This window comes from Pseudoalteromonas citrea (assembly GCF_000238375.3).
Classification (GTDB): Bacteria; Pseudomonadota; Gammaproteobacteria; order Enterobacterales; family Alteromonadaceae; genus Pseudoalteromonas; species Pseudoalteromonas citrea.
The window spans coordinates 345,429-368,046 of record NZ_AHBZ03000027.1 but is presented as its reverse complement, the minus strand read 5'-3'; the positions used below and the strand labels follow the sequence as shown (position 1 = coordinate 368,046).

The following is a 22,618-nucleotide window of genomic DNA, read 5'->3' as shown; positions in this document are numbered from 1 at the left end:
TGACTTTCGTCAGGGATATGCAGTAAATAAAAAATGCACCGCGCTATTACGGTGCATTTTTGACGTTCCTACTTGCTAGTTACATTTCCAACATTTACCTGCTACTGGTGTACTGTACCATGTTGTGCCTCTGGCTTTGCGGCTCTCAGCCCAATCTTGAATTGCTGGGTAAGCCTGAATAATGTCTACCGACTCCATTGGGTGTAACCATGAGGTAGATATCTCAAGTGCCCAAGGGTGGCCTGCTGGCGTCATATAAGTTTCGCCCCCAACTTCAGTATTATCAGCCCCCGTTTTAAATAAGCCGGTATTTGCCAGTGCCGTTGGTGCATAATTTGGTAAGTGCACTTCTCTGCCACGGTCGCTTACTCGATAAATAAACGGATTGAATGGTGCGTTACCAATTAACAGCGGGTCAACTGGGTCAGTAAAAATCAAGCTCATTGTCACTGGAATAACCGCCCTGTCATCACCGTCTTGGGTGTTAAAGAATGAATAAGTTTGCGAGTCATTCGTTGCTGAATGGGTATTTTTAAGCACTGCAACCACAAGTTCACTGCTGTGACCTGTTTCTGCACTCACTGATTCAGACTGACCGTTAACTTCTACACTAATGCTTTCTACATTTGCGCTAGTAGTACCGGGAAAGGCGATGGCAAAACCACTCGCTAGGGATCCGCCGCGAGCTTGAATACTCCCTGTTAAGTCTATTTGCTTAACCAAGCCATTAGCATCTTTTACGAGGTTAAATTGATTTGAAATAACCAAGTCATTTAAGTCGTAATCGCCTTTTTCTGGCCATAAATCTTCAAATGCGAGTGTTGACTGAGTAGAGTAGTTATTACTCGCGCGTTTATCATCATTTGGATAATCATCGTTCACGTCACTAATGCCGTCGCAGTCGCTGTCGTTTTCACCTAATTCCCATGTAAAAAAGGCCGGGCTGCTTACTAAGCCATTACTGTCTGTTGCAATCACTTGTACTCGCCATGTTTCACCTGCGCTTACTTGTGATGACAACACGGTATTACCAGTATGATCTGTTTTACCTGCAACTTCGTCATCAACCACTTCGCCTTGTCCAATGTCTACAAACCAACGGTATTCATAAGTTACTAAGTCTCCGTCAGGGTCTGCATCACTGCTATTCGTTACGTTAACTGTAAAATCGTCTGTAGGATTAGCACACCCTTGTGGAGAACCACTTAATGTCGGTGTGTACGGCGCATCATTTTGTGTTATCGTGTACGTGATAGTCAGTAGACTGTAATCTAGGGTGGTTTTCCACCACACGTAGTCATGGTTCATATCAATGTCTAAAAACACATTCATTAACCCATCATCTAAGATGTATGAAGTTGGCATATCAAATGTGGTTTCTGACCAAGTGCCATTGGTGCCTTGTAGTAATCCGGGGTTTAAGTCAGTACCATCTACGCTAATGCCATCATATTCGCCGTTAGTACCGTGGAAAGCCTCTGAATCAATATCGTAGCCACGGATCAATAGTGTCGCGCTTTGTATTTTAACCAATGGGTTCGATGCTTCATCAAAGTTGTGCTGCCAGCCGTAATCTTGATCATAATGAGAATAAAAATTAAAGCCGTAGCCACTGGGTGCTGAATAATGCGGCGCAGTGCTGTCTTTGTTGATCCGCTGGATATATGTAAAAGTGCCATCTTGGTTGTCGACCGTGTTTGTTTCGGTTGCTGCCGCAAAAACATAAGACGTTTGGCATAATAGTGCGATAGAAAGACTGTGTTTTATATTCATAATTATTCTCCATCGCCAGCGGGCATTTCGATGTCACACGGTACTTCAATTTCTCCCGTGACTTCTTCTTTGCTAAATACCTTACTACAGACTTGCGACCCTACGGTCACCTCCACTTTTATACCGTACCACTCGTTTGGTAATTTTAGCTTAGTGCGTGTTTCGCCGGTTCTGCTAGTTAAGCTTCGCTGTAACGGGTTCTCAAGTTCTTTTTGTTCACCGTCAAGCGCCACTATTTTCATAAAATGCTTGCCGCCAAGCCCTGCAAGTTCACCATCTGGGCGCATAGTGCTGCTGACCGTTTTGATTTTTACCTCGTCTTCTTTGTACATCGACCAATCAAATTGTTCCGGCACTACAACACTGTCTAAGTTAGTCTCTGGTGGATTTGGCTCTGGTGTAGGGCCCGGTTCGGGTGTTGGATCTGGGTTGATATCAGGCGGTGGTGTCGTACCACTATTTTGATCTGGAACAGTCGAAGCTGGTGTGCTCGTTTCGTCGCTAGAACCACCACCACATCCCATAGTAAGTAAACACAGTGCTATACATGTATATTTAGATATCATTGCTTAGTCTCCAACATTATACATTTAAGATTAATTGCATTTGACCAATTTCAAGGCTGATGCGCAGTATTTGGTACCAGTAATACAATTGGCTCTGTACCCAACACCTGCCACCTTTCTTGGGATCCAATACACAAACTAGAGGGAGTGATTAAAGATCTGTGCCGTATTTTTGTAATGCCGTACTTTTTGCGCAGTATCTAACAAATATGTATTAAACAACGGAAGGTTTGTAAATTTAATCACAATAATTTAGGTGGTTACGCCAACTTATACTTAACCTTCATTGCCTAAATAGTCATAAACAAACTAAAAATACTCAATAAGTCGATCGAGCCTATAGGCAAATTGCATTGCATTTTACAAATAACTCTGCAACCTCACATTCCGTGCAAGTAAACAGTGCAAACACAAATCAGCAGGTAAACTAAGTGGATAGCAATTCTGCCGTATGATGTTTGTCCTATGGGAATTTACAGTACTGGGCCTGTTAGGTATGATGTGCGGCTTGTATTTAAAGGGGTTAGTATATTGAAAACGTTTTTAATTGGTTTAAGTGTGTTATTTGTAACAACACAGGCATATTGCACACCACTCAATACGCTTGAAGCAGGAATTGTTAAACTCGAATTACCTGATTTAGAAGACCTTCAAACTAACGGGCCTCAAGTCTCACTCACTCGCGATTTTCAAAACTTTTATGTAAAAGGAAGTTATGCTCAGCTTTCTGGAAACCTCACTGGTAATTTTGCAACGATAGATGGCACCGAATTGATCAAAGGGCAAAGTACATTTGATTTAGATTTCGACTTTGTTGAGTTTGGTATCGGCAAAAAGTTTAAAATATCCGACTCGTCTACTCTTAATTTACAAGGTTATGTATCTCGTGTTTATTTAGCTATTAATGGCTATGAGCACTATACGCAAACGTTCGAAGACGGAACTGAACTGGTGCTTTTTGATGGTTCATACTCAGAAAAAAGCACAACTGATTTAATAACCCTAGAGGTTAATTACCGAAAATACTTTGATAGTATTTACGTCGAGCTCGGACTAGGCGCAACATCTGATGCAAGTACCAATATAAAACGATTACAAAAAGAAGGTGGAGACACTAGCACTCTTTTGTCTGTTGAACTAGGGTATGCAATTACACCAACTTGGGCTACCAATGTTCGTTACCTTAAAACTGATGAATACAATGCAATTTCTGGCAACCTTAGCTATCGCTTTTAAATACTGACAAACTCAAAGTAGCACTAGAAGTTTTACACTCTATTATTTCTCCCCCATTAAGTGTGAACATAGGCTCCCAACGTCGTCATTCTGGACTTGGTGCAGAGCCTATATCCGCTTCGGTCGTTTGATTAGAATGGATCCTGACCTTCGTCAGGAAGACTGAATGATAAGGCAAAGTGGTAAGGCTAAATAGGTAGACAACGTGTGAATGTCATTCTTAAATTCACCCAATGTCGTCGCTTAAAGCTTAGTTTAGAGCCTATATCCGCATTGGTAGTTTGATTAGAATGGATCCTGACCTTCGTCAGGAAGACAAAGTGTGAGTGCACAGTGCGCAGACGATGTCTGTCATGCCCCTCAATGTCGTCGCTCAAAGCTTAGTTCAGAGCCTATATCCGCTTTGGTCGTTTGATTTAGATGGATCCTGACCTTCGTCAGGAAGACAAAGTGAGAAGGTATAGTGGGCAGGCGATGTCTGTCACTCCCCTCAATGTCGTCGCTCAAAGCTTAGTTCAGAGCCTATATCCGCTTTGGTCGTTTGATTTAGATGGATCCTGACCTTCGTCAGGAAGACAAAGTGAGAAGGTATAGTGGGCAGGCGATGTCTGTCACTCCCCTCAATGTCGTCGCTCAAAGCTTAGTTCAGAGCCTATATCCGCTTTGGTCGTTTGATTTAGATGGATCCTGACCTTCGTCAGGAAGACAAAGTGAGAAGGTATAGTGGGCAGGCGATGTCTGTCACTCCCCTCAATGTCGTCGCTCAAAGCTTAGTTCAGAGCCTATATCCGCTTTGGTCGTTTGATTTAGATGGATCCTGACCTTCGTCAGGAAGACAAAGTGAGAAGGTATAGTGGGCAGGCGATGTCTGTCACTCCCCTCAATGTCGTCGCTCAAAGCTTAGTTCAGAGCCTATATCCGCTTTGGTCGTTTGATTTAGATGGATCCTGACCTTCGTCAGGAAGACAAAGTGAGAAGGTATAGTGGGCAGACGATGTCTGTCACTCCCCCTCTATTTCGTCGCTCTGAGCTTAGTTTAGAGCCTATATCCGCATTGGTCGTTTGATTAGAATGGATCCTGACCTTCGTCAGGAAGACAAAGTGAGAAGGTATAGTGGGCAGACGATGTCTGTCACTCCCCCTCTATTTCGTCGCTCTGAGCTTAGTTTAGAGCCTATATCCGCATTGGTCGTTTGATTAGAATGGATCCTGACCTTCGTCAGGAAGACAAAGTGAGAAGGTATAGTGGGCAGACGATGTCTGTCACTCCCCCTCTATTTCGTCGCTCTGAGCTTAGTTTAGAGCCTATATCCGCATTGGTCGTTTGATTAGAATGGATCCTGACCTTCGTCAGGAAGACAAAGTGTGAGTGCACTGTGCGCAGACGATGTCTGTCATGCCCCTCAATGTCGTCGCTTAAAGCTTAGTTTAGAGCCTATATCCGCATTGGTCGTTTGATTAGAATGGATCCTGACCTTCGTCAGGAAGACAAATTGTGAGTGCATAGTGGGCAGACGATGTCTGTCATGCCCCTCAATGTCGTCGCTCAAAGCTTAGTTCAGAGCCGATATCCGCATTGGTCGTTTGATTTAGATGGATCCTGACCTTCGTCAGGAAGACAAAGTGAGAAGGTATAGTGGGCAGACGATGTCTGTCACTCCCCCTCTATTTCGTCGCTCTGAGCTTAGCTTAGAGCCTATATCCTTATTGGTCGTTTGATTAGAATGGATCCTGACCTTCGTCAGGAAGACAAAGAGAGAAGGTATAGTGGGCAGACGATGTCTGTCACTCCCCCTCTATTTCGTCGCTCTGAGCTTAGTTTAGAGCCTATATCCGCATTGGTCGTTTGATTTAGATGGATCCTGACCTTCGTCAGGAAGACAAAGTGTGAGGGCCAACTGGGCAGGCGACGTCTGTCACGCCCCCTCTATTTCGTCGCTCTGAGCTTGATTCAAGGGTTATATCCGGTTTCAGAGCCTATATCCGCTTTGGTAGTTTGATTTAGATGGATCCTGACCTTCGTCAGGAAGACAAAGAGAGAAGGCCAAGTTGGCAGACGATGTCTGTCACGCCCCCTCTATTTCGTCGCTCTGAACTTGGTTCAGAGTCTATTTTACTTTGGTGGTTTGGTTGAAGTGGATCCTGACCTTCGTCAGGAACACGAATAGCCACATTGAGTGACTATTCGCTTTCTCGCCTAACAGGTTAACCTGTGTGTTGCTAAATCTTGCGCCTAAATAAAAGCATCAGTCCAAAAAATAATGAGAATACTCCGAAGGCACCACTGTGAGAGCCTGTATCAATTTTAGGGATATCCACCTCAATGTTTTGAGAATATTGTGCTGTAATGACTTCCTCTTGCATTATAGAGTCGTACGCTTTATCCCATCTTAAAAATGTGTATCCTTCTCTGACCGGTGTACCTGGTGCTTCCGCCGCAGTACCATGCTCAACAAGTGCTGTTGAAATTGTTGTACCATCCCAATCTTTAAATTCTACATTATAAGTTTTGATTTCAATCATTGCGGTAATTTCGACGTTAGAAGATATATGTTCATAATTAACGTCCCAACCTGTAAATGCTTGCCCTTCAGGTACAGGCACCGATAAAGGGGGAACTGCAGAACTTCCATGAGCGACCATATTTTGCGATAGCACAGTGCCATCCCAATTTATAAACTTAACCATATAACGATTAACTTCATATTGGGCAGTGATAGATGTATCACTGGTAATATTAGTTAACGCCTTATCCCAGCCAGTAAATGTGTAACCTACTCGTTCTAGTAAAACTTCAACAGGCTTGGCACTTTCACCTGCTTTAACTTGTTGTTGGGCCACAATCCGGCCGTCCCAATCAAGAAATTCTACCTGGTAATAAATTGGCTCCAATACGTTTACAGTAATATTTGCTTTATTGTTGGTTAAATTAGCTTCTGCATCGTCGGTTATAAGCGTAAATTGTACGCTATCATCTGTCGCTTTATCAGTCGATTCAAGCGTATAGCTTATGCTAAATTCAGTTTGATCTGCAGGTATCGCTAAATCACACGTCAACAACAAATTCTTACCTGTACAATTTACACTCTCCGTGCCGCCAATCCCTTTATATAAAGCCGACACATTAGTAGCGCCTTTAGCTAAAACGGTCATTGTTCTTGGCAGTGTATGGCCATTACCCTCTTGAATAAATAACTCTACCGTCGCGCTACTGCTCGTTTCGAGGTCAATGTTATCTAGTCTTGTACTGAGTATATAATCGCGTTTTTCTTGCTCTTCTACATTTACCAATATATACGGATTAATGCCTTGTTCAATAAGCTGGTTGATTTCCGATGAATCAAACTGGTTGTCATTTTTATCAATAATAGAATGCACTTTTATATGCCAGTCTCCAGCAGGGTCTTCGGCGTTGAATGAGAATCTAGCTTGCGCTGAATAAACGCCATCTTGCGCTGTTGATTGCCAGTCCTCAATTGACGCTTTCTTATTCAAACCGCTCTCTCCAGTCGGAGATATCAAACTGATATCTCCTTTATTTATGCCTGAAGGGTCGTACGCTAATACGCTTACTATTATATCCTTTTCCCCTGAAATGACAGCTATATCATTTTCCGACACATCGACAGCGCGCAGTTCTGGTGGTAACAAATCAACATCGACTGTGTTGATTATTTCAATATCAGGATTATAGCCTGCATTACGCACTACGTTACTCGTGATAGCGCCGGTACTGTTTAGCTTATCATCACTCACGTGTAAACCGGCCAACCATACCCCTGGGGCATCTGTATTATCGAGTACCAGTTTTACATCCGCTTGATAAACATTTTCTTCATTTGATAAACGAATGTTTTCAAACTCTGCCAATTTAGTCAGTGATGAACTTAACCCTTCTGGTGGTGATAGGCGTAATGTCGCCGATTTCACTTCATTTATGTCGTATAGTTCGACTACGCCTGTGAGTGTTTGCTTTTCACTACTCACATCAAACGAATTTGAAGAAAATATTAGACTCCTTAGTTCTGGTGCTTTTTTATCTAAAACAGTATTGTTTTCAACGACTAAATATGGATTAAATCCTTTAGCCTCTAGCGTCTCAGCCCTATATCCCGGAATATAACGACCTGTGGTATCGCGCAGGAAAAGCATAACCGCGCTCCACTTACCCGCTTCTATGTGTGAGGGTGACAATGTAATTGAGCCAGATGCCTCATAAACATTTTCCTCTGCGGTTTCTAGCCAGTTTTCAAGCTTCACTCTATTTCGAGGTGCAGGAAAAGGGTAGCTGATATTAGGCGCACCAATACCAACTATCACTGAATGCAACCCACTCAGGTCGTAAGCTTGTACAGTAAAAGTTAATGTAACACTGCCATTATCAAGGTTTACATTATGAGCAGAAAGGCTAAATCCTCTCAATTCAGGTGGGGCGCTATCTAGTGTATTTACTTGCTTATCAAGCGAAAAAGAGGACTGGCCCAATTTTGCTTGTTGGCACTTATAAATACTCCTACTTACGGCTTCGCTAAACGTATTTTTTTTATTTTTATAAACAACATCAAATGCGCTTTGCGCAGTTTCTATCGTGGGTTCACATAATGCTGAAGGCTGTGCTTCGACGGCACTTGCCTGATAAGCAAATACAAGAGCTGCCGCAATAAGCAATTTATTGCAGGTATTCATAAACATAATAATTTCCTTTTATAATTTTTCCTAAAACACCCTAGTCCCGTAGACCATTTAGGTACCCATATTGTGCTGAAGTATTATTTATGAGTCAACTTGAATGATAGATGAACAATAGAAAGTGAGGAAAAAGCAAAAAGGTTCATCCATGAACCTACATACTATAGGAAAAGTAATGCGCGTATTCACGCTGCGTTACAGATCATAGGATATAAAGTAAATATGGAAAAATAATGGAGGCGTTAACCCAACAGCCAAACCAATATATAAACGTGGTAATAAACACCAGAAAGAATTTACAAAAAGCCAACCAGTGCGATATTTTAAATAATCCTACAAAAGAACTCATGACAGAACAAAAAAACATCTCAAAACAATATGATAAAGCGTAAAAAACAAACAAGCCGGTTAGTCAAAATGAAGGAAAACTGTACAATAGCGTAAAATAAAAGCAAAAAAGCAAAAAAAACACCATTTATATTTACAAATGAAACATATTAATTTAGCATGTATTTCACATTGAGAGGCTTTACTCCACTAGGCACTTTATGTACGTTATTTAGCACAGTTTTGGTCAACAAGGAGGTTGGCTTGTTTTTATCTTCCTTAGCACACTTTTAATTGGTGTAGTTATGTTTGGCAGGCCTATGGCCTGCCTTTTTTTATCAACCACTGTATTAATGACATTTTCTCAATATGCTTCAATAATGTCATTTATAACAGCAGTTTTTACGGTAAACTACTATAAATTTTTATACGGTATATCGTGATATGTCCCTAAGAAAACCTTTCTCTGTTTTAGTTGTTATCTATAATACTAACAATGAATTTCTACTTATTCGCCGCACCGATGACGCAAGTTTTTGGCAATCCGTCACTGGTGGAATTGATGACCTAGAGACCCCGATACAAACCGCATATAGAGAACTGAAAGAAGAAACCGGAATTGATGCTGTTAACCTTGGAATAAAAATCCACAACCATAACAAGACCAATAGTTATGAAATAAGGCAATGCTGGAGACATCGATATATTAGTAGTGCAACACTTAATACAGAGCATGTTTTTAGTATCTGTGTGCCTGCGACAACTCAAGTTGTACTCGACCCAAACGAACATACTGATTTCCAATGGTTACCACAATCCAAGGCCGCCGCGCTGGCTTGGTCCGAGAGCAACAAGCAAGAAATTTTAGAAATTTCGTGCAGCCCTAAAAACTAGCGGCTGTTAGGGCTTTCGCCGCACTGTGTGTCGTACTTGAATACAGCTACCGTGCTCATATATACAGAACATGAACAAAAGCGCAGTAAAAATATCGAATATATACTCCCCAAAAAGATCATGCTATTTTCCTTCTCCTAGAACGATTACTATACAGATTAATGAACAACACTTAATTTCCTTGCCTTAGGCAACAATCTGCGATATCAATATATATTCATTACCGATATTAAGGACTGATCTATGAAGTTATCTTTAAATAAAAAAAATATAAAAACACTCACCAACGATAAGACACAATTACCGCAAGAAGTAACAATGTTGATTGCTGGCGCCGGTCAACATTCGGGTCCTACTTTGTGTACAGAAGCTTTCATAAACTCCGAGAACTCTCGCCCATCTATTTGCACAGCTAACGCACAAAACTAAAATTCGTAGGGCATTTACACAAATAATGCCCTACGCTAATTACATAATCCGAAACCACTATCCAACACAACTAAAGTTGGCGTTTTAAACCGCCAATGGTAACTTACACTCTCAGCTATGCCTCACGTTCGGTCACAATTTAACTTTAAACTGAACATATGCTCGAGAACATATAAGGGAACATTATGGATCCAGTCACAGAAATACTTAACCTCCTGTTCAACATTGAAGTGGTGTTGCTCATTTTTGTTATCATAGTGCTAAAAAGTGGTATTAAATTCGTCCCACAAAATAAAGCGTGGGTCGTTGAACGATTTGGTAAATATCAATCGACAAAAGAAGCGGGCCTTAACTTTATCGTCCCCTTCATTGATCGTATTTCTGCTGATAGAAGTTTAAAAGAACAAGCTGTTGACGTTCCATCTCAATCAGCTATTACCAAAGACAATATTTCACTGATTGTTGATGGCGTGCTCTACTTTCGGGTCTTAGACCCATATAAAGCCACTTACGGTGTAGATGATTATATCTTTGCCGTCACTCAGCTCGCGCAAACCACCATGCGTAGTGAGCTCGGTAAAATGGAACTCGATAAAACCTTTGAAGAAAGGGATGTACTCAATACCAATATTGTGACGGCTATTAATTCAGCATCTGATCCTTGGGGGATCCAAGTACTTCGCTATGAGATAAAAGACATTGTTCCTCCTCAATCAGTAATGGAAGCAATGGAAGCACAAATGAAGGCTGAACGTGTAAAACGTGCACAAATATTAGAATCAGAAGGCGATAGGCAGTCAGCAATCAATGTTGCTGAAGGTAAAAAGCAAGCACAAGTATTAGCTGCTGAAGCAGATAAAACCGAACAAATTCTTAATGCCGAAGGTGAAGCTCAAGCCATTATTGCTGTTGCAGATGCGCAAGCAGACGCACTGCGTAAAGTCGGTGAAGCAGCTGACACGGTACAAGGCCAAAAAGCCATACAGCTAGACTTGGCGACTAAAGCGATTGCTGCAAAAGAAGCCATTGCTAAAGAGTCATCCGTAGTGCTTTTACCCGATAGCGGCACTGATGCAAGCTCCCTTGTAGCCCAAGGAATGTCAATTATTAACAGCCTCAATAGTAAACAAAAGGGGTAAACTATGGGATATATTGTCGATAACATTGCTCAAACGCTCGTTATAGTCGGCTTATTAGCACTTATTATTGAAGTGGTAATATTAGGTTTTGCAACGTTTGTCTTGTTGTTTTTAGGTTTATCTTTGGTATTTTCCGGCGGTATGATGTACGCAGGGCTGATTGAAGCTAGTTGGCTTAATGCGCTCTGGATCAACGCCGTGCTAACCTTCACTCTTGCCTTATTATTGTGGAAACCACTTAAACGCATGCAAAATAACGTTGAGTCAAAAGAGATCAACAGTGACTTTGCTGATATAGAGTTTACGCTTACTGACCATTTAAGTGAGGACAACACTGTGCAACATGCTTACTCTGGTATTCAATGGCAGTTAAAATCACTAAACCCAATTGAAAAAGGGACTGCGGTCAAAGTAGTCAAAAAGGAAGTCGGCGTATTATGGGTTGAAGCCATTCACTAAAGAGACGACTTCGCGATTAGAAATGCGGCAGATTGCCGCATTATATTTATGCGTTTTTCATTAATGGTTTTATAGCAACTTATTGTGTTTAATAAATCCGACCAACTTATCTGCTATTTGCTGGTGCTCCTGCGCAGTAGGGTGCCAGATACATCCTTTTAACTCCGAATAGAAAGTATGCGTATATAACTTTGACTCCCCTTGCAGTTGTAAGCGTTTAATCGCTTGCTCTGTAGATGGAATGATAAAGTCATAGGGATATGCTGGTCGTGGCATAAAAACAATGGGTCGTTCTGGGTAACGATTGCGCAATTTACCAACAAAACTCACCATTTCATCAACCCATGCGTGCTGTACTTCTTCTATATTTTGCCAGGGCTCATGAGGCTGAGGGTCAGTACTGAAATCATTTGTACCTACTCCAATAACAATGAGATCGGGGTAAGTATCTTGATAGTCCTCTGTGCTATTGAATACCCCACCCGCCCTATCATAATAATAAGCTAAATCGTGGTGGTCCTGATTGCCATTCCAGTTTCGGATCAACCCTAGACCTGAAAAAGACACCTGCGTAAAACTGCTTTCAAGAGCGTTTGAAGACACGTAGGGAAATGCCAACCTCGCATTACTGGTCTCAACCACTTCACTCCATGTACATTGCCGTTTATTTGATTCACTGCCAAACCCAGCACTGATTGAGTCACCAATATACAAAATATGTTTTTGATTTTGCCAAACCCCTTCTAATCTACCATCAACATCAAAACTGTGAATAGTGGCAAACTTGTCGTAATTCTCGGTTCTTTTTACAACTTCAATGAGCACTTCTTTACTTTTTTCTTGTTGGAATAGCACATACGTTTCAGGCTCTTCTGCGTATTGTGTCACGATTTTCTTATGCAGCTTTCCGTCAACCAACACATCAAATTGATCACCATAACCAGTTAATACGACTGATAAGCTACGACCTATAAGCCGTGTTTTAAAGTAACTACCAGGCCAGTTAAACTGTATTTGTCCATCTGTATAGTTTTTTATGATGCGTCCTTCATACTGAATACCATGATCAGTTGCTTTTAACGTTTGCGCTTGGGTACACACTGCTCCCCCTAACGCGAGTAAACTTAAGATTACCTTATACATGTTGTTGTTCCTTTATTTTATTCGGAACTATTTAACGTAGTTTTTACATGAACTATTCGCAAGCTCATGCTACTTGATTTTTTTTAAATTTCATAAAGCGCAAAAGTGTTATTGATTGAGCCCAAATAATGGACGTAAAATACAATCATTATTATTTAGAATAAGGGCATATATTGTGTCTGCGCCCATTTTAGTCGTTGAAGACGACCCGCAATTAAACCAGCAAGTTTGTGCATTACTTGAAAATAAGGGGTTCTCTGTGACCTGTGTCCATGATGGTGAACAAGGCTTAACACAGGCACTAGCATACAATTACCAGCTAATTATTCTAGATATAAGGCTTCCATTACTAGAAGGCTATGATGTCTTATGCCAATTACGAAAATGCAAACAAACCCCGGTACTCATACTCTCAGCGTCTGGTGCTGAGCAAGACAGAATAAAAGGACTGAGCATGGGCGCAGATGATTATCTTCCTAAGCCATTCAATATAGAAGAGCTGGTGTTACGAGTCGAGGCCATATTACGTCGCTCACAACAATCAGAACAGACTCTGGTTAATTTCTTCATTGAAAGCAACGGCCTATCTCTTGATAAACAACAGTTTAAAGCAACGTTTAATCACAAAGCCATTGATATGACCGCAATACAATTTAAACTTCTTTGGCATCTCGTGGAAAATGCAGGGCAAGCACTGAGCAAACCATATCTGTCTCAGCAAGTTTTAGAACGACAGTTTAGCCGCTATGACCGCAGTTTAGACATGCACCTCAGTCGCCTGCGCAAAAAACTTATTGCCGCAGGGATGGGCGCAGAATCCATAACGACATTACATGGCAGAGGGTATACGTTTAATGCATAAGCGATTAAAAAAACACTCTTTTTTTGCGCGTTTATGCTTACTCATAATCGGTGGAGCGGTATCTTTATTTTGGCTCATTGATTTATTAGCAAATCATACCGAAATAAAAATGAGCCAACTTGAGCAGCAGCACCAGCAAACGTTACAAGGGTATGGTGACCAAGCTGAAAAACTATACCTTGCAGGTAACTTAGGTGCATTAGAACACTATGTTAATTCAATACAACACAATGAAAACACATGGGCGGCCGTCGTAGAGCGACACGTTACGCCGTTAGCCAATGGTACATTGAGCCCATTGTTCAGTGAACACATTTATTTAGGCAGAGATATTTCATGGAAAATCCACTTATATTTTAATTATAACCCGATTATGGATGTACCTTTCTCTGATAATAAAACTCACTTTCTCATTCAACTGCCAGCCCATATGCGCCCTGGTCACTATTGGAAAATTACCTACTTATCTATTCAGTTTATTCTACCTATTATATTCCTCGCTGGATTCTGCATTCTTATATACCGCGCCATAATGAAGCCATTAAAGCAGCTAGAAAGAGCCACTAAACGCTTTGCTAGCGGACAATTAGATACTCGAATACATGACAAAATTTCAAGTACTGATGGTGAATTTCAACAAATCGCCGCAACATTTGACCAAATGGCAAATTGTATAGAGCATACCATTGAATCCCAAAGGCAATTTATTGCTGACTTTTCACATGAGATCAGAACCCCGATTGCACGGGTAGAAACCGCATTGAGTTGCGCTGAGCAATCAATTAACCCCCAAAAAATGCTACAAAGAATACGTAAAGATTGTCACGCCATGCGAACACTGGCAGAAGATACCCTCACGTTAACTTGGCTAGAAAATGAGTCTGCAATCGCAGATCATGCCATAGAGCGAGACACGTTTGATTTAGTTGATCTCATAGACAGTATTATTGAAGACGTACAGTTTGAAGCCCCACATATTGAATTTAGTACTACTACGCCTGAAAGTTACCTTATTTTTAGCAACAGCCGCGTATTAGGCCAAGTTATTGAAAACATATTGCGTAATGCCAGTCGCTATGCCAATGCACAAATTACCACTACCATGACGCCCGCAGGCAATATTGAAATTGCAGACGATGGGTGCGGCGTCCCAGAGGATCTATTGCGAGATATATTTAAACCGTTTTATCGGGTAACCAGCAAGCAAAAAAGTGCCGGGTTTGGTCTTGGGCTTGCGCTGTGTCAACGTCATATACATAGGCTACAAGGGGCTATTTCAGCCAAAAATAATCCCTCAGGTGGCTTAATCGTCATCATTAAACTTAATTCTTCGCAAGTGCAAATGTAACAGTTGTAAAAGTCCTTTCTGTTCCCCAATAAACAATGAATAATACGCGCCACTGATAATTATTCGCATTTACAAAATAGGTAATTTCACATGCAGTTCTCTCGCTCTCCTATCTACATCGCAATGGCGGCTTTATCCACTGCCGCACTTATGAGCACCCCAGCAATGGCAAACGACACGTCAGAAGAAATGGAAATCATCGAAGTCCATGGAAAAGTATCTGATGCAGACCAAGTCATTGGTCAAGCTCAAATGGCGCAATTGCAGGCCAATGACTTAGGTGACATCTTTAGAAGCCAAGCTGAGGTTTCTGTCGGTGGTTCAAACCCCATCGCACAAAAGATTTATGTACGTGGCTTAGAAGACACCATGCTAAACGTGTCAATAGATGGCGCACTACAGGCTGGCTACTTGTTTCACCACCAAGGTCGACTGACCATCGAGCCTGAGCTCCTTAAACAAGTCGATATTGTGGCTGGTGCCGGTGATGCAACATCGGGTTCAGGTGCATTAGGGGGCGCTATTCGCTTTCTAACTAAAGATGCCAGTGACTTACTTTCTGGTGATGAACAATTTGGCGGTAACGCTAAGCTGGGGTACTACGGCAATAGCGATGGCTTTAAAGCGAGCCTGACAGCTTATGGCCATATGTCTGACAATTGGTCAGGACTTGTAACAGTCCTAAAGCGTGATACCAAAGACATGGAAGATGGTCGAGGTAATACCTTGCCTTATACGGCCTCCGAACAAGAAGTCGGGTTTGCAAAAATCACCGGTGAACTGAGTGATACACAAACAATTTCAGCCAGTTATGACATGCGCCAAGACAATGGCACACGTTTACTTCGTGCACATTGGCACCCAAGTAGAAAGAACTTTGCACTACCACAAGAAAGTGAGCGTACAACCAGTACCGTAAATTATACGTACAACCCAGATGCAGAGTTACTCAATGTGCACCTGAACGTATTTAACACTGAAAACTTTATTACACACGACCACCCGCTTCATCAAGGTGTTAATAATACCTATCACGCAGTATATGACTCTACGGGTTTTGATTTACGTAATACCGCACAGCTGAGCAATAGCAAAATTGTTGCAGGTCTCGATTACCGCTCAGATGAAGCGAAACTACAAAACATAGGTAGTAACGCTGAAACAGAAGGCCTTGAAAAAGGGAAAGTGTTCGGACTCTATGTGCAAAATTACATCGACGTTACTGACCAGTTTCAAATCAGTACAGGGTTACGTTACGATAACTATGAGTTAGTTGATGACAATGGCGTAACCATGAATTCAAACGGTTTTAGCCCAAATATTAATCTGAGTTATGCCATTACTGAAGCATTTTCACTTAATGCGGGCTTTGCTCAGGCACTACGCGGTCAAAAGGTTAAAGAGCTGTTTGTACTAGGCTATTACGACAACGACGTTAACCTAAAAGAAGAGCAAGCTAACAACTTTGAAGTGGGTTTCAAATATTTAGGCGACCGTTTAACGGTGACAGGTAATGTATTTGACTCAACGATCACAGACGCTGTTTCGACAGTAAAAAACCACGGAACCATTGAACACACATTACTTACCAATGTGGGTGATATTGAAAATAGAGGCTTCAACCTGCAGACGCGTTACCGCTTTGACGATGCAAGCATTAGTTTAAGCTATAACCATAGTAAGCCTAAATGGGAAAATCACGTTAATCCAGCACTGAGCGGTGCAGCAATTAGCGACCAAGATTGGTCCATAGGTACAAGCTCTGGTGACACATTAACAGCCGGTATTAATTATGCCATTTCAGACGATTTAGAAGTCAGCTGGAACAGCCGCTTTGTAAAACGGTTAACCAATTCAGGCGTAAACGTATGGGATAACAGTGCTTTACCAGAAAAAGCAGGCTATGCGGCGCACGACTTACAAGCAACTTGGTATGTGATGGGCAGCGAAGCGTTAGTTGTTGAAGCAGCAATCAAGAATATTTTTGATAAGTTTTACTATGATCACGCTACATACGCAGCACTTGGCTCTATTGACTCAGGTGTCGCAGAGCCAGGCCGTGATGCACGGGTAACGCTGGTTTGGAAGTTTTAATCTTTTAAGTTGAACCAACAAGTAATATAAGTGTCATAATTAATGAAACTACTTGTTGTTAATAAAAGCGCAGTGTCTACGACACTGCGCTTTTTCTTTGTCTAAAACAACTTATGTTTGCTTGTTCCAGTCAATACCACATTTTACATCAGGATAATTTAGTTACATTTATCCAGTTTTTTCCAAACACTCCATTGTGAAGAGTAGTTCGCCGGGTTTTGGTTACGCGTCCACCACTTTGCTTGGTAATTAAAGCCATTATGACTTACTTTATTACCCGCAGTGTACACTGAACTCGCTTGCCAAGCAGGAGTATCACAGCCTGTTGGTTTTGCGGTAACGCTAAAACGGTGTGTTTCAGATTGTGTCACAAGGCCTAAAGAATCAGTCGCGACAGCATATACATTATAATTGCCAACACTTGGTACCGTTACCGTAGCCGCATAAGGTGCCTGAGTACGCTTTATTTGTGTACCATTCACAAAATAGACAATGTGCTGCAAGTCTCCATCAGCATCTGAAGCATTTACTTGCAAGGTTACCGTACTGCCCTGCTCGAATACACTGCCATTATGCGGTGAAAGTAAACTCACGCTAGGTGCTGTTGGCGTAGGTTCCGCGCCCTTCACAGTCACGTTAACAGATACAAGTTCTGACTTTGCCTGCTTATCATCAACCGCTTCGGCACTTAAACGATACGTACCCGCTGCTTCAGGTTGCCAATTAAAGCTAAAAGGTGCGGTACTTAACGTGGTCAGAAGGGAGCCATTAATACTGACATTAACTTGTTCAACTTGACCATCGGTATCATTTGCCGCTAGATTTACGGCAACATTGTCGCCTATCGTCACAGTACTATTCGTATCTGGGCTTGCAAATCGTATAGTCGGCGCTTTATTTGGCTGCTCCGAGTCTGAACCACACTCTAATCCTTTTTTCCATACACCCCATGCATTGGCATTGGTCGCAGGACTTTGGTCACGGTTCCACCATTTAGCGGTATATTCAAACCCTTCAAAGGCCACTTTATTACCTTGTGTATACACTTGACCCGCTCGCCACTGAGCCGTATCGCAATCACTTGGATTAATTAAGTTGAATACCACAGCAGGTGCATTAACAGTCAACCCTTCATTATCAGTGACTGTTGCTGTGACGACATACTCACCTTTTGTGTTGCTCTGGAATTGTGTTGTATAAGGTGCTGAAGTCAGAGTTTTATAAACCTGATCATTTACGCTGAATACCACTTTTGACACTTCACCATACTCGTCTTTTGCGAGTGCTTTTAACTCGATATGAGTACCCACAATATGGCGGCTGTTGTTAACTGGGCTGGTAATATCAATGGTTGGCGCCTTATTGTTGGTGCAGGCAAACACACCCACTTTACTGAACGCATCCCCTACCGCTTGGATATCATAACCAAAATCTTTTGCGGCATCGGTGACGCCACACGCTAGCGACTCATAATTACCGTTATAAACCCAGTAATTTTTATTGGCATGAAGCATCACTTCATAGGCTTTTTTCACACCCCAGTTCTCAGTCGTAGAGAGTAAGTAAAAAGCACGGTTAAACACCCCAGAGCTGTAATGAACATCTAAACCACTTTTGTATTCACTGGCATGATCAATAGAGCGGCCATCTTTACTTGGCATATCTAAATAACGCATCGCATCAAGGTTTTTAAAAATACGTGCGCCAATTTTCCAGTCAACTACACAGCTACCATCAGCTTGTTCGCTCAGGTAACACTCCAGCGCTTCAGAGGTCATATCTGAAAAAGACTCGTTAACCCCTCCTGATTGTGAACTATACACAAGCTTCGAGTTTTGATGTGTCACACCGTGTGCAACCTCATGAGCAATCACACCCAAAGAAGTAAATGGGTATACACGATGGTCACCATCGCCAAACGTGACCTCTTTACCATTCCAAAACGCGTTTAGGTAGTCTTGACGATAATGAATACGCATCACCAAGTCACTATTCAATGCGCGACTATCAAACCATTCGTGAAACATATCTATGGTTGCTTGGCCATAAAATACCGCATCATTTAGAGGTGAATATGCGCCATTGATGGCTTTGTGGGTATTTTCAAAACAAGGGAATTCAAAAGTATGCGTATTCGTTGTGCCATGCTCCATGTCGATCACGCGAATATCGCTATCTTGCATAGCACAGTGACCATTGCCTAAGTCGGTCGCATTAAATTTGGCTTTTGACTCACCAAAATAATATTTGCCTGTTTTTTCATTACCACCCGGCCCCATGCCGATTTTTGCGTGTGCCAATGTCTCTGTTTGACTTAACACTTCACCCGTGCCCGCATCAATTACAAATTCAGGACGCGTTGGGTGGTCAAGTGTTTCTACATAAAACGTAACAATATAGGCAAGACGAAAGCCATCTTTATACGGATAAACAACCAGCTCAGCATGCTCATCATTGCTGAATTGTAAATTAGCTACATTCTGACGTGCATATTCAATCGCATGCGACTCATCAAAGCTCGGAACAACCACGTCAACATAGGCATTTTCAACCACACTACCGCTGATAGATTTTATTGTGCCTTGGCGATGATTTAATGCGCCTACATAGTTTTCAGCGTCATGATGAGTGACAACTTCACCACCGTACACACGCACGCCGCGATAATGTTGACTGCGACGGATGTGTTTGCCATCAGCTGAGCGCTGATGCGCTTTAAATTGTAACGACGTTTCATGGTTACCCTGAGTAGAAAACTGGTTTTTCTGAGGTGAAAAAGCATCCATAAGCTTTTGCTTTAATTCGGCATTTGTATGTATCTGCGTAGCTTGAGTGGCATAAAGCGGGAAACTACTGGCAGCAACCAGTAGCGCGAGTGGGGTTAGTTTGAACATAATGATCTCTATAATTTTTGTTTTTTTAAAAGGGCCTCCTTGCCCCAATCGTGTGTTAGTTAAATAAACTTGAGATTACAGCTTGCGCCACACAGCATTGCTGCCCGGTGCTTGGCCACGTGTCCACCAACGTGCTTGATACTTCACGCCATTGTGGCTAACTTGGTCGCCACCGGTATAGACTAGGTCACTGCGCCAATCACGAACCGTGCCGTCATCAGGAATGATCTCTTGCCATACGCCGCCATTACCTGGCACAGCGCCTTTGGTCCACCAACGCGCTTTATATTGCACGCCGTTATACCAAACGATGTTGCCACCCACGTAAACAGTGCTTGCATTCCATGTTGTTTTACCTGGCTCCGGAGTAGGGTCTGGTGTAGTCTCTGTGTTTTTCACCGTCACACTAAATTCACGCTCAACCGTATTGACACCATCAGTGACTGTAACAGAACCCGTTACACGCTGTTCTTGCTCAACTTCAGAGGTTTTTAATACCACCTCACTACCTGAACCGACGATGCTATGACCGGGTACTTGCCAGCTGTAGCTCAATGACTTTCCTTCAGGATCCGAAGCCACCACACTCAGTGATACTTCGCTATTTTCATCAACCGTAATGGCAGTGATATTCGCCACGCTCGGCGCTTTATTTTCTATTACAGGTGCACTCACCATCACTTTGACCGAAGCAGTTACGTCATTGACTCCATCAGATACTGTTAAATTCACGGTATAGACAGAATCTTTTGTGATCTCAGGCGCTGTAATAACGAGCGTTTCTTTATTGCTATTAAGCGTTAACGCATTATCACCCTGCCAAAGATAAGTCAGTGGCTTTGCTTCTGGATCTGTTGCTGTCGCGACAAGTTGAATCGTCTCACCTGATGCAACCTTCACTTCGTTAATTAACTCAAGCGTTGGCGCATGGTTTTTCGGAGGAACTGGCGTTGATTTTCCAGCAAGACCTTCATGCATCGCGTTGAGTATATCGCCATTGTCTGCATCAATTTCCCACGCAAATAAACCACCGAGATTGTGCTCTCGCACATATCGGCCTTTTGCTTGCACTGAGCGTGGGCTATCGTACGTTACCAACGTGCCTTTTTGCGGATTCCACACATATGCGGCTTGTGCCTGCTCGTCATAGCCAACTTCAAAGCCATTTACACCCTGCTCGTTTGCACCAATCATATGAGATTTTAATCCCTTATAATCAATCACACCCGCTTCCCACACGCCCTGAGACGTTGAACCACGTAATTTACCGTTAGCTGGTGCTGTCATTGGGTTGCCTGCAATAGTCGCATTTTCAGGTTTCACCCCTTCCCAACCACGGCCATACATCGCAGCACCTATCACTAGCTTTTCGCTTGGCACACCTTGTTCAAGCAATAGCTTAACCGCATTGTCTAATGTATAGGCTGGCCCTTTGCGCGGCTCACCCTTTTCATCTACACCTGTGCCATTACATTCATCTGCTGATAGATGCGACCCACAATAAATACCTGTTTGATGCCCAGTTACATTGTTCCAACCACCATGAAAGTCATACGTCATCGCAAAAATGTAATCCATATATTGCGCAGCTTGTTGATAATCAACATCTTCAATTTTGTCCCACCCAGAACCAATCGCAGAGGTTAGTTCATATTCACGGCCAGTTTGCGCTTCAAGATCATCAAGCATAATGCGCAGCTCTTTCATCAGCGTCACATAAACTTCACCATCTTTGTCACTGCCTAAGTTCGGATTAGCGCCATCTCCGCCAGGGAATTCCCAATCAACATCAATCCCATCATAAAACTTCCAAGTGGTTAAGAATTCGCGCATCGACTTAACGAACGTGTCTCGGTTAGCTTTATTGTCAAAGTCAAAGAACGGATCTGATAACGTCCAGCCCCCGACAGAAGGTAAGATTTTTAAGTCTGGGTTACGCTGTTTTAACGCCATCAACTGTGCATAGGTACCACGAATTGGATCACTACTGCTTACACCTGGCAGTGCTTTTTGTACTGCAGCCCACGGATCATGAATCACCACTTCGTAATCTTCTGATCCCCCACATGCCAGATTTAATGCACGTAGGCTGTTACCGTTTTCAATTTCAGCCAGCGACTCATTTGGACCACAAATTGGAATAAAACCATAGAGTAAGTGGGTTAAGTTATCAGCTGGGATTTGCGTCACATCGAACTTACGACCATAAATGCCCCACTCTACAAAATATGCACCAACCACCGTATTAGGATCGGTATCAAACTGTTTATTATTTGGGTTAACATTTAATGGCAATGGCGCTAAATGCCCGCCGTCAGTATCGGCAATCACAATTGGCTTAGTGGCGCTTTTTACACACCCTGTTTCATCACACAGTGCAATTTGCAGTTGATGACGACCCGATTTTTTATACGGGAAGCTGATCACGCCACTTTTAGAACCTGGAGACAACTGACCTTCGTTGACTAACTCATTGTCAAAGTAAACCTGATAGCTGTCACCGCCTTTACCAGACCAAGCGTTCCACTCAATTTGAATGTTTACTTCGTCTTTTGCTTGAATAAGTTGTTTGTATGATCCACGACCATAAATATTCACGTCCACAAAGGAATAATTTTGTGGCTTCCACGTGATACTGGGTGTTGATGGTGCTGCTACGGTACTTGCACTTGCCAGCGCAGCCCCAACAGCAACCGCTGAGAGTAAAAATTTAAACATAGTTTTTCCTATAGTATGTTGTTTTGATAGTTATTATTTAAAGCTTT

General features: G+C 42.3%; 25 protein-coding genes. 19 read left to right on the top strand and 6 right to left on the bottom strand.

Going from position 1 to position 22,618, the window contains the following annotated elements; all coding sequences use genetic code 11:
- Positions 1–75 precede the first annotated feature (75 nt).
- Entirely contained in the window at positions 76–1,773 is a 1,698-nt protein-coding gene (locus PCIT_RS19720) for an LruC domain-containing protein (protein ID WP_010367402.1), read from the bottom strand.
- Between the two features lie 2 nt (positions 1,774–1,775).
- A complete protein-coding gene (locus PCIT_RS19715; protein WP_010367400.1) occupies positions 1,776–2,339 on the bottom strand; it encodes a hypothetical protein in 564 nt (187 codons plus the stop codon).
- A 531-nt stretch (positions 2,340–2,870) separates the two neighbouring features.
- On the opposite strand from PCIT_RS19715, the gene PCIT_RS19710 reads away from it, so the two are divergent.
- The 11 genes from PCIT_RS19710 (at position 2,871) to PCIT_RS23265 (ending at position 5,709) form a co-directional block, all read left to right on the top strand.
- The gene (locus PCIT_RS19710; protein WP_021032271.1) at positions 2,871–3,575 is read left to right on the top strand and encodes a hypothetical protein; all 705 of its coding nucleotides are present in this window, start codon (positions 2,871–2,873) and stop codon (positions 3,573–3,575) included.
- A gap of 420 nt (positions 3,576–3,995) precedes the next feature.
- Positions 3,996–4,136, top strand: coding sequence for a hypothetical protein (locus PCIT_RS19705; RefSeq protein ID WP_192992829.1), 141 nt, complete (start codon positions 3,996–3,998; stop codon positions 4,134–4,136).
- Entirely contained in the window at positions 4,126–4,266 is a 141-nt protein-coding gene (locus PCIT_RS19700) for a hypothetical protein (RefSeq protein ID WP_192992829.1), read from the top strand. Before PCIT_RS19705 ends, PCIT_RS19700 begins: the two co-directional genes overlap by 11 nt.
- The gene (locus PCIT_RS19695; RefSeq protein ID WP_192992829.1) at positions 4,256–4,396 is read left to right on the top strand and encodes a hypothetical protein; all 141 of its coding nucleotides are present in this window, start codon (positions 4,256–4,258) and stop codon (positions 4,394–4,396) included. The genes PCIT_RS19700 and PCIT_RS19695 overlap by 11 nt, the downstream gene beginning before the upstream one ends.
- Positions 4,386–4,526, top strand: coding sequence for a hypothetical protein (locus PCIT_RS19690; RefSeq protein WP_192992829.1), 141 nt, complete (start codon positions 4,386–4,388; stop codon positions 4,524–4,526). Before PCIT_RS19695 ends, PCIT_RS19690 begins: the two co-directional genes overlap by 11 nt.
- On the top strand, positions 4,516–4,641 hold the full coding sequence (locus PCIT_RS23290; protein WP_273542024.1) for a hypothetical protein: 126 nt from the start codon (positions 4,516–4,518) through the stop codon (positions 4,639–4,641). Before PCIT_RS19690 ends, PCIT_RS23290 begins: the two co-directional genes overlap by 11 nt.
- A gap of 5 nt (positions 4,642–4,646) precedes the next feature.
- On the top strand, positions 4,647–4,772 hold the full coding sequence (locus PCIT_RS23285) for a hypothetical protein (RefSeq protein WP_273542024.1): 126 nt from the start codon (positions 4,647–4,649) through the stop codon (positions 4,770–4,772).
- Positions 4,773–4,777: 5 nt separating this feature from the next.
- On the top strand, positions 4,778–4,903 hold the full coding sequence (locus PCIT_RS23280; protein WP_273542024.1) for a hypothetical protein: 126 nt from the start codon (positions 4,778–4,780) through the stop codon (positions 4,901–4,903).
- Between the two features lie 265 nt (positions 4,904–5,168).
- A complete protein-coding gene (locus PCIT_RS23275; RefSeq protein WP_273542023.1) occupies positions 5,169–5,294 on the top strand; it encodes a hypothetical protein in 126 nt (41 codons plus the stop codon).
- A gap of 5 nt (positions 5,295–5,299) precedes the next feature.
- A complete protein-coding gene (locus tag PCIT_RS23270) occupies positions 5,300–5,425 on the top strand; it encodes a hypothetical protein (protein WP_273542022.1) in 126 nt (41 codons plus the stop codon).
- Between the two features lie 155 nt (positions 5,426–5,580).
- Positions 5,581–5,709: a hypothetical protein gene (locus tag PCIT_RS23265; RefSeq protein WP_273542021.1), complete on the top strand. Its 129-nt coding sequence runs from the start codon at positions 5,581–5,583 to the stop codon at positions 5,707–5,709.
- Positions 5,710–5,795: 86 nt separating this feature from the next.
- Here the strand turns inward: PCIT_RS23265 and PCIT_RS19685 are convergent, their stop codons facing one another.
- Complete coding sequence (locus PCIT_RS19685; RefSeq protein ID WP_010362154.1) at positions 5,796–8,267, bottom strand: InlB B-repeat-containing protein; 2,472 nt, start codon at positions 8,265–8,267, stop codon at positions 5,796–5,798.
- Positions 8,268–8,497: 230 nt separating this feature from the next.
- Here PCIT_RS19685 and PCIT_RS19680 point away from each other — a divergent pair, with 230 nt between their 5' ends.
- The 5 genes from PCIT_RS19680 to PCIT_RS19660 all read left to right on the top strand — a co-directional run bounded on the left by PCIT_RS19680 (position 8,498) and on the right by PCIT_RS19660 (position 11,512).
- On the top strand, positions 8,498–8,656 hold the full coding sequence (locus PCIT_RS19680; protein WP_157592864.1) for a hypothetical protein: 159 nt from the start codon (positions 8,498–8,500) through the stop codon (positions 8,654–8,656).
- 379 nt (positions 8,657–9,035) lie between these two features.
- Positions 9,036–9,485 carry a dihydroneopterin triphosphate diphosphatase gene (nudB, locus tag PCIT_RS19675; RefSeq protein ID WP_010362153.1) on the top strand — a complete coding sequence of 150 codons (450 nt, stop codon included), beginning with the start codon at positions 9,036–9,038 and terminating at the stop codon, positions 9,483–9,485.
- Between the two features lie 243 nt (positions 9,486–9,728).
- Entirely contained in the window at positions 9,729–9,914 is a 186-nt protein-coding gene (locus tag PCIT_RS19670; protein WP_010362152.1) for a hypothetical protein, read from the top strand.
- Positions 9,915–10,099: 185 nt separating this feature from the next.
- Entirely contained in the window at positions 10,100–11,053 is a 954-nt protein-coding gene (locus PCIT_RS19665) for an SPFH domain-containing protein (RefSeq protein ID WP_010362151.1), read from the top strand.
- A 3-nt stretch (positions 11,054–11,056) separates the two neighbouring features.
- Positions 11,057–11,512, top strand: coding sequence for an NfeD family protein (locus PCIT_RS19660; protein WP_010362150.1), 456 nt, complete (start codon positions 11,057–11,059; stop codon positions 11,510–11,512).
- 69 nt (positions 11,513–11,581) lie between these two features.
- Here the strand turns inward: PCIT_RS19660 and PCIT_RS19655 are convergent, their stop codons facing one another.
- Positions 11,582–12,655, bottom strand: a complete 1,074-nt coding sequence (locus PCIT_RS19655) for an SGNH/GDSL hydrolase family protein (RefSeq protein WP_010362149.1) — start codon at positions 12,653–12,655, stop codon at positions 11,582–11,584.
- A gap of 175 nt (positions 12,656–12,830) precedes the next feature.
- Between PCIT_RS19655 and PCIT_RS19650 the strand changes: the two genes are divergently transcribed.
- The 3 genes from PCIT_RS19650 to PCIT_RS19640 all read left to right on the top strand — a co-directional run bounded on the left by PCIT_RS19650 (position 12,831) and on the right by PCIT_RS19640 (position 16,959).
- Positions 12,831–13,517: a response regulator gene (locus PCIT_RS19650; protein WP_010362148.1), complete on the top strand. Its 687-nt coding sequence runs from the start codon at positions 12,831–12,833 to the stop codon at positions 13,515–13,517.
- Complete coding sequence (locus PCIT_RS19645) at positions 13,510–14,865, top strand: sensor histidine kinase (protein ID WP_010362147.1); 1,356 nt, start codon at positions 13,510–13,512, stop codon at positions 14,863–14,865. The genes PCIT_RS19650 and PCIT_RS19645 overlap by 8 nt, the downstream gene beginning before the upstream one ends.
- Before the next feature lie 90 nt (positions 14,866–14,955).
- Positions 14,956–16,959, top strand: coding sequence for a TonB-dependent receptor domain-containing protein (locus tag PCIT_RS19640; RefSeq protein WP_010362146.1), 2,004 nt, complete (start codon positions 14,956–14,958; stop codon positions 16,957–16,959).
- A gap of 158 nt (positions 16,960–17,117) precedes the next feature.
- Here the strand turns inward: PCIT_RS19640 and PCIT_RS19635 are convergent, their stop codons facing one another.
- Together PCIT_RS19635 and PCIT_RS19630 are read right to left on the bottom strand one after the other, a co-directional pair.
- Positions 17,118–19,853 carry an Ig-like domain-containing protein gene (locus tag PCIT_RS19635; RefSeq protein WP_010362145.1) on the bottom strand — a complete coding sequence of 912 codons (2,736 nt, stop codon included), beginning with the start codon at positions 19,851–19,853 and terminating at the stop codon, positions 17,118–17,120.
- Between the two features lie 75 nt (positions 19,854–19,928).
- On the bottom strand, positions 19,929–22,571 hold the full coding sequence (locus PCIT_RS19630; RefSeq protein WP_010362144.1) for a glycosyl hydrolase family 18 protein: 2,643 nt from the start codon (positions 22,569–22,571) through the stop codon (positions 19,929–19,931).
- Positions 22,572–22,618 lie beyond the last annotated feature (47 nt).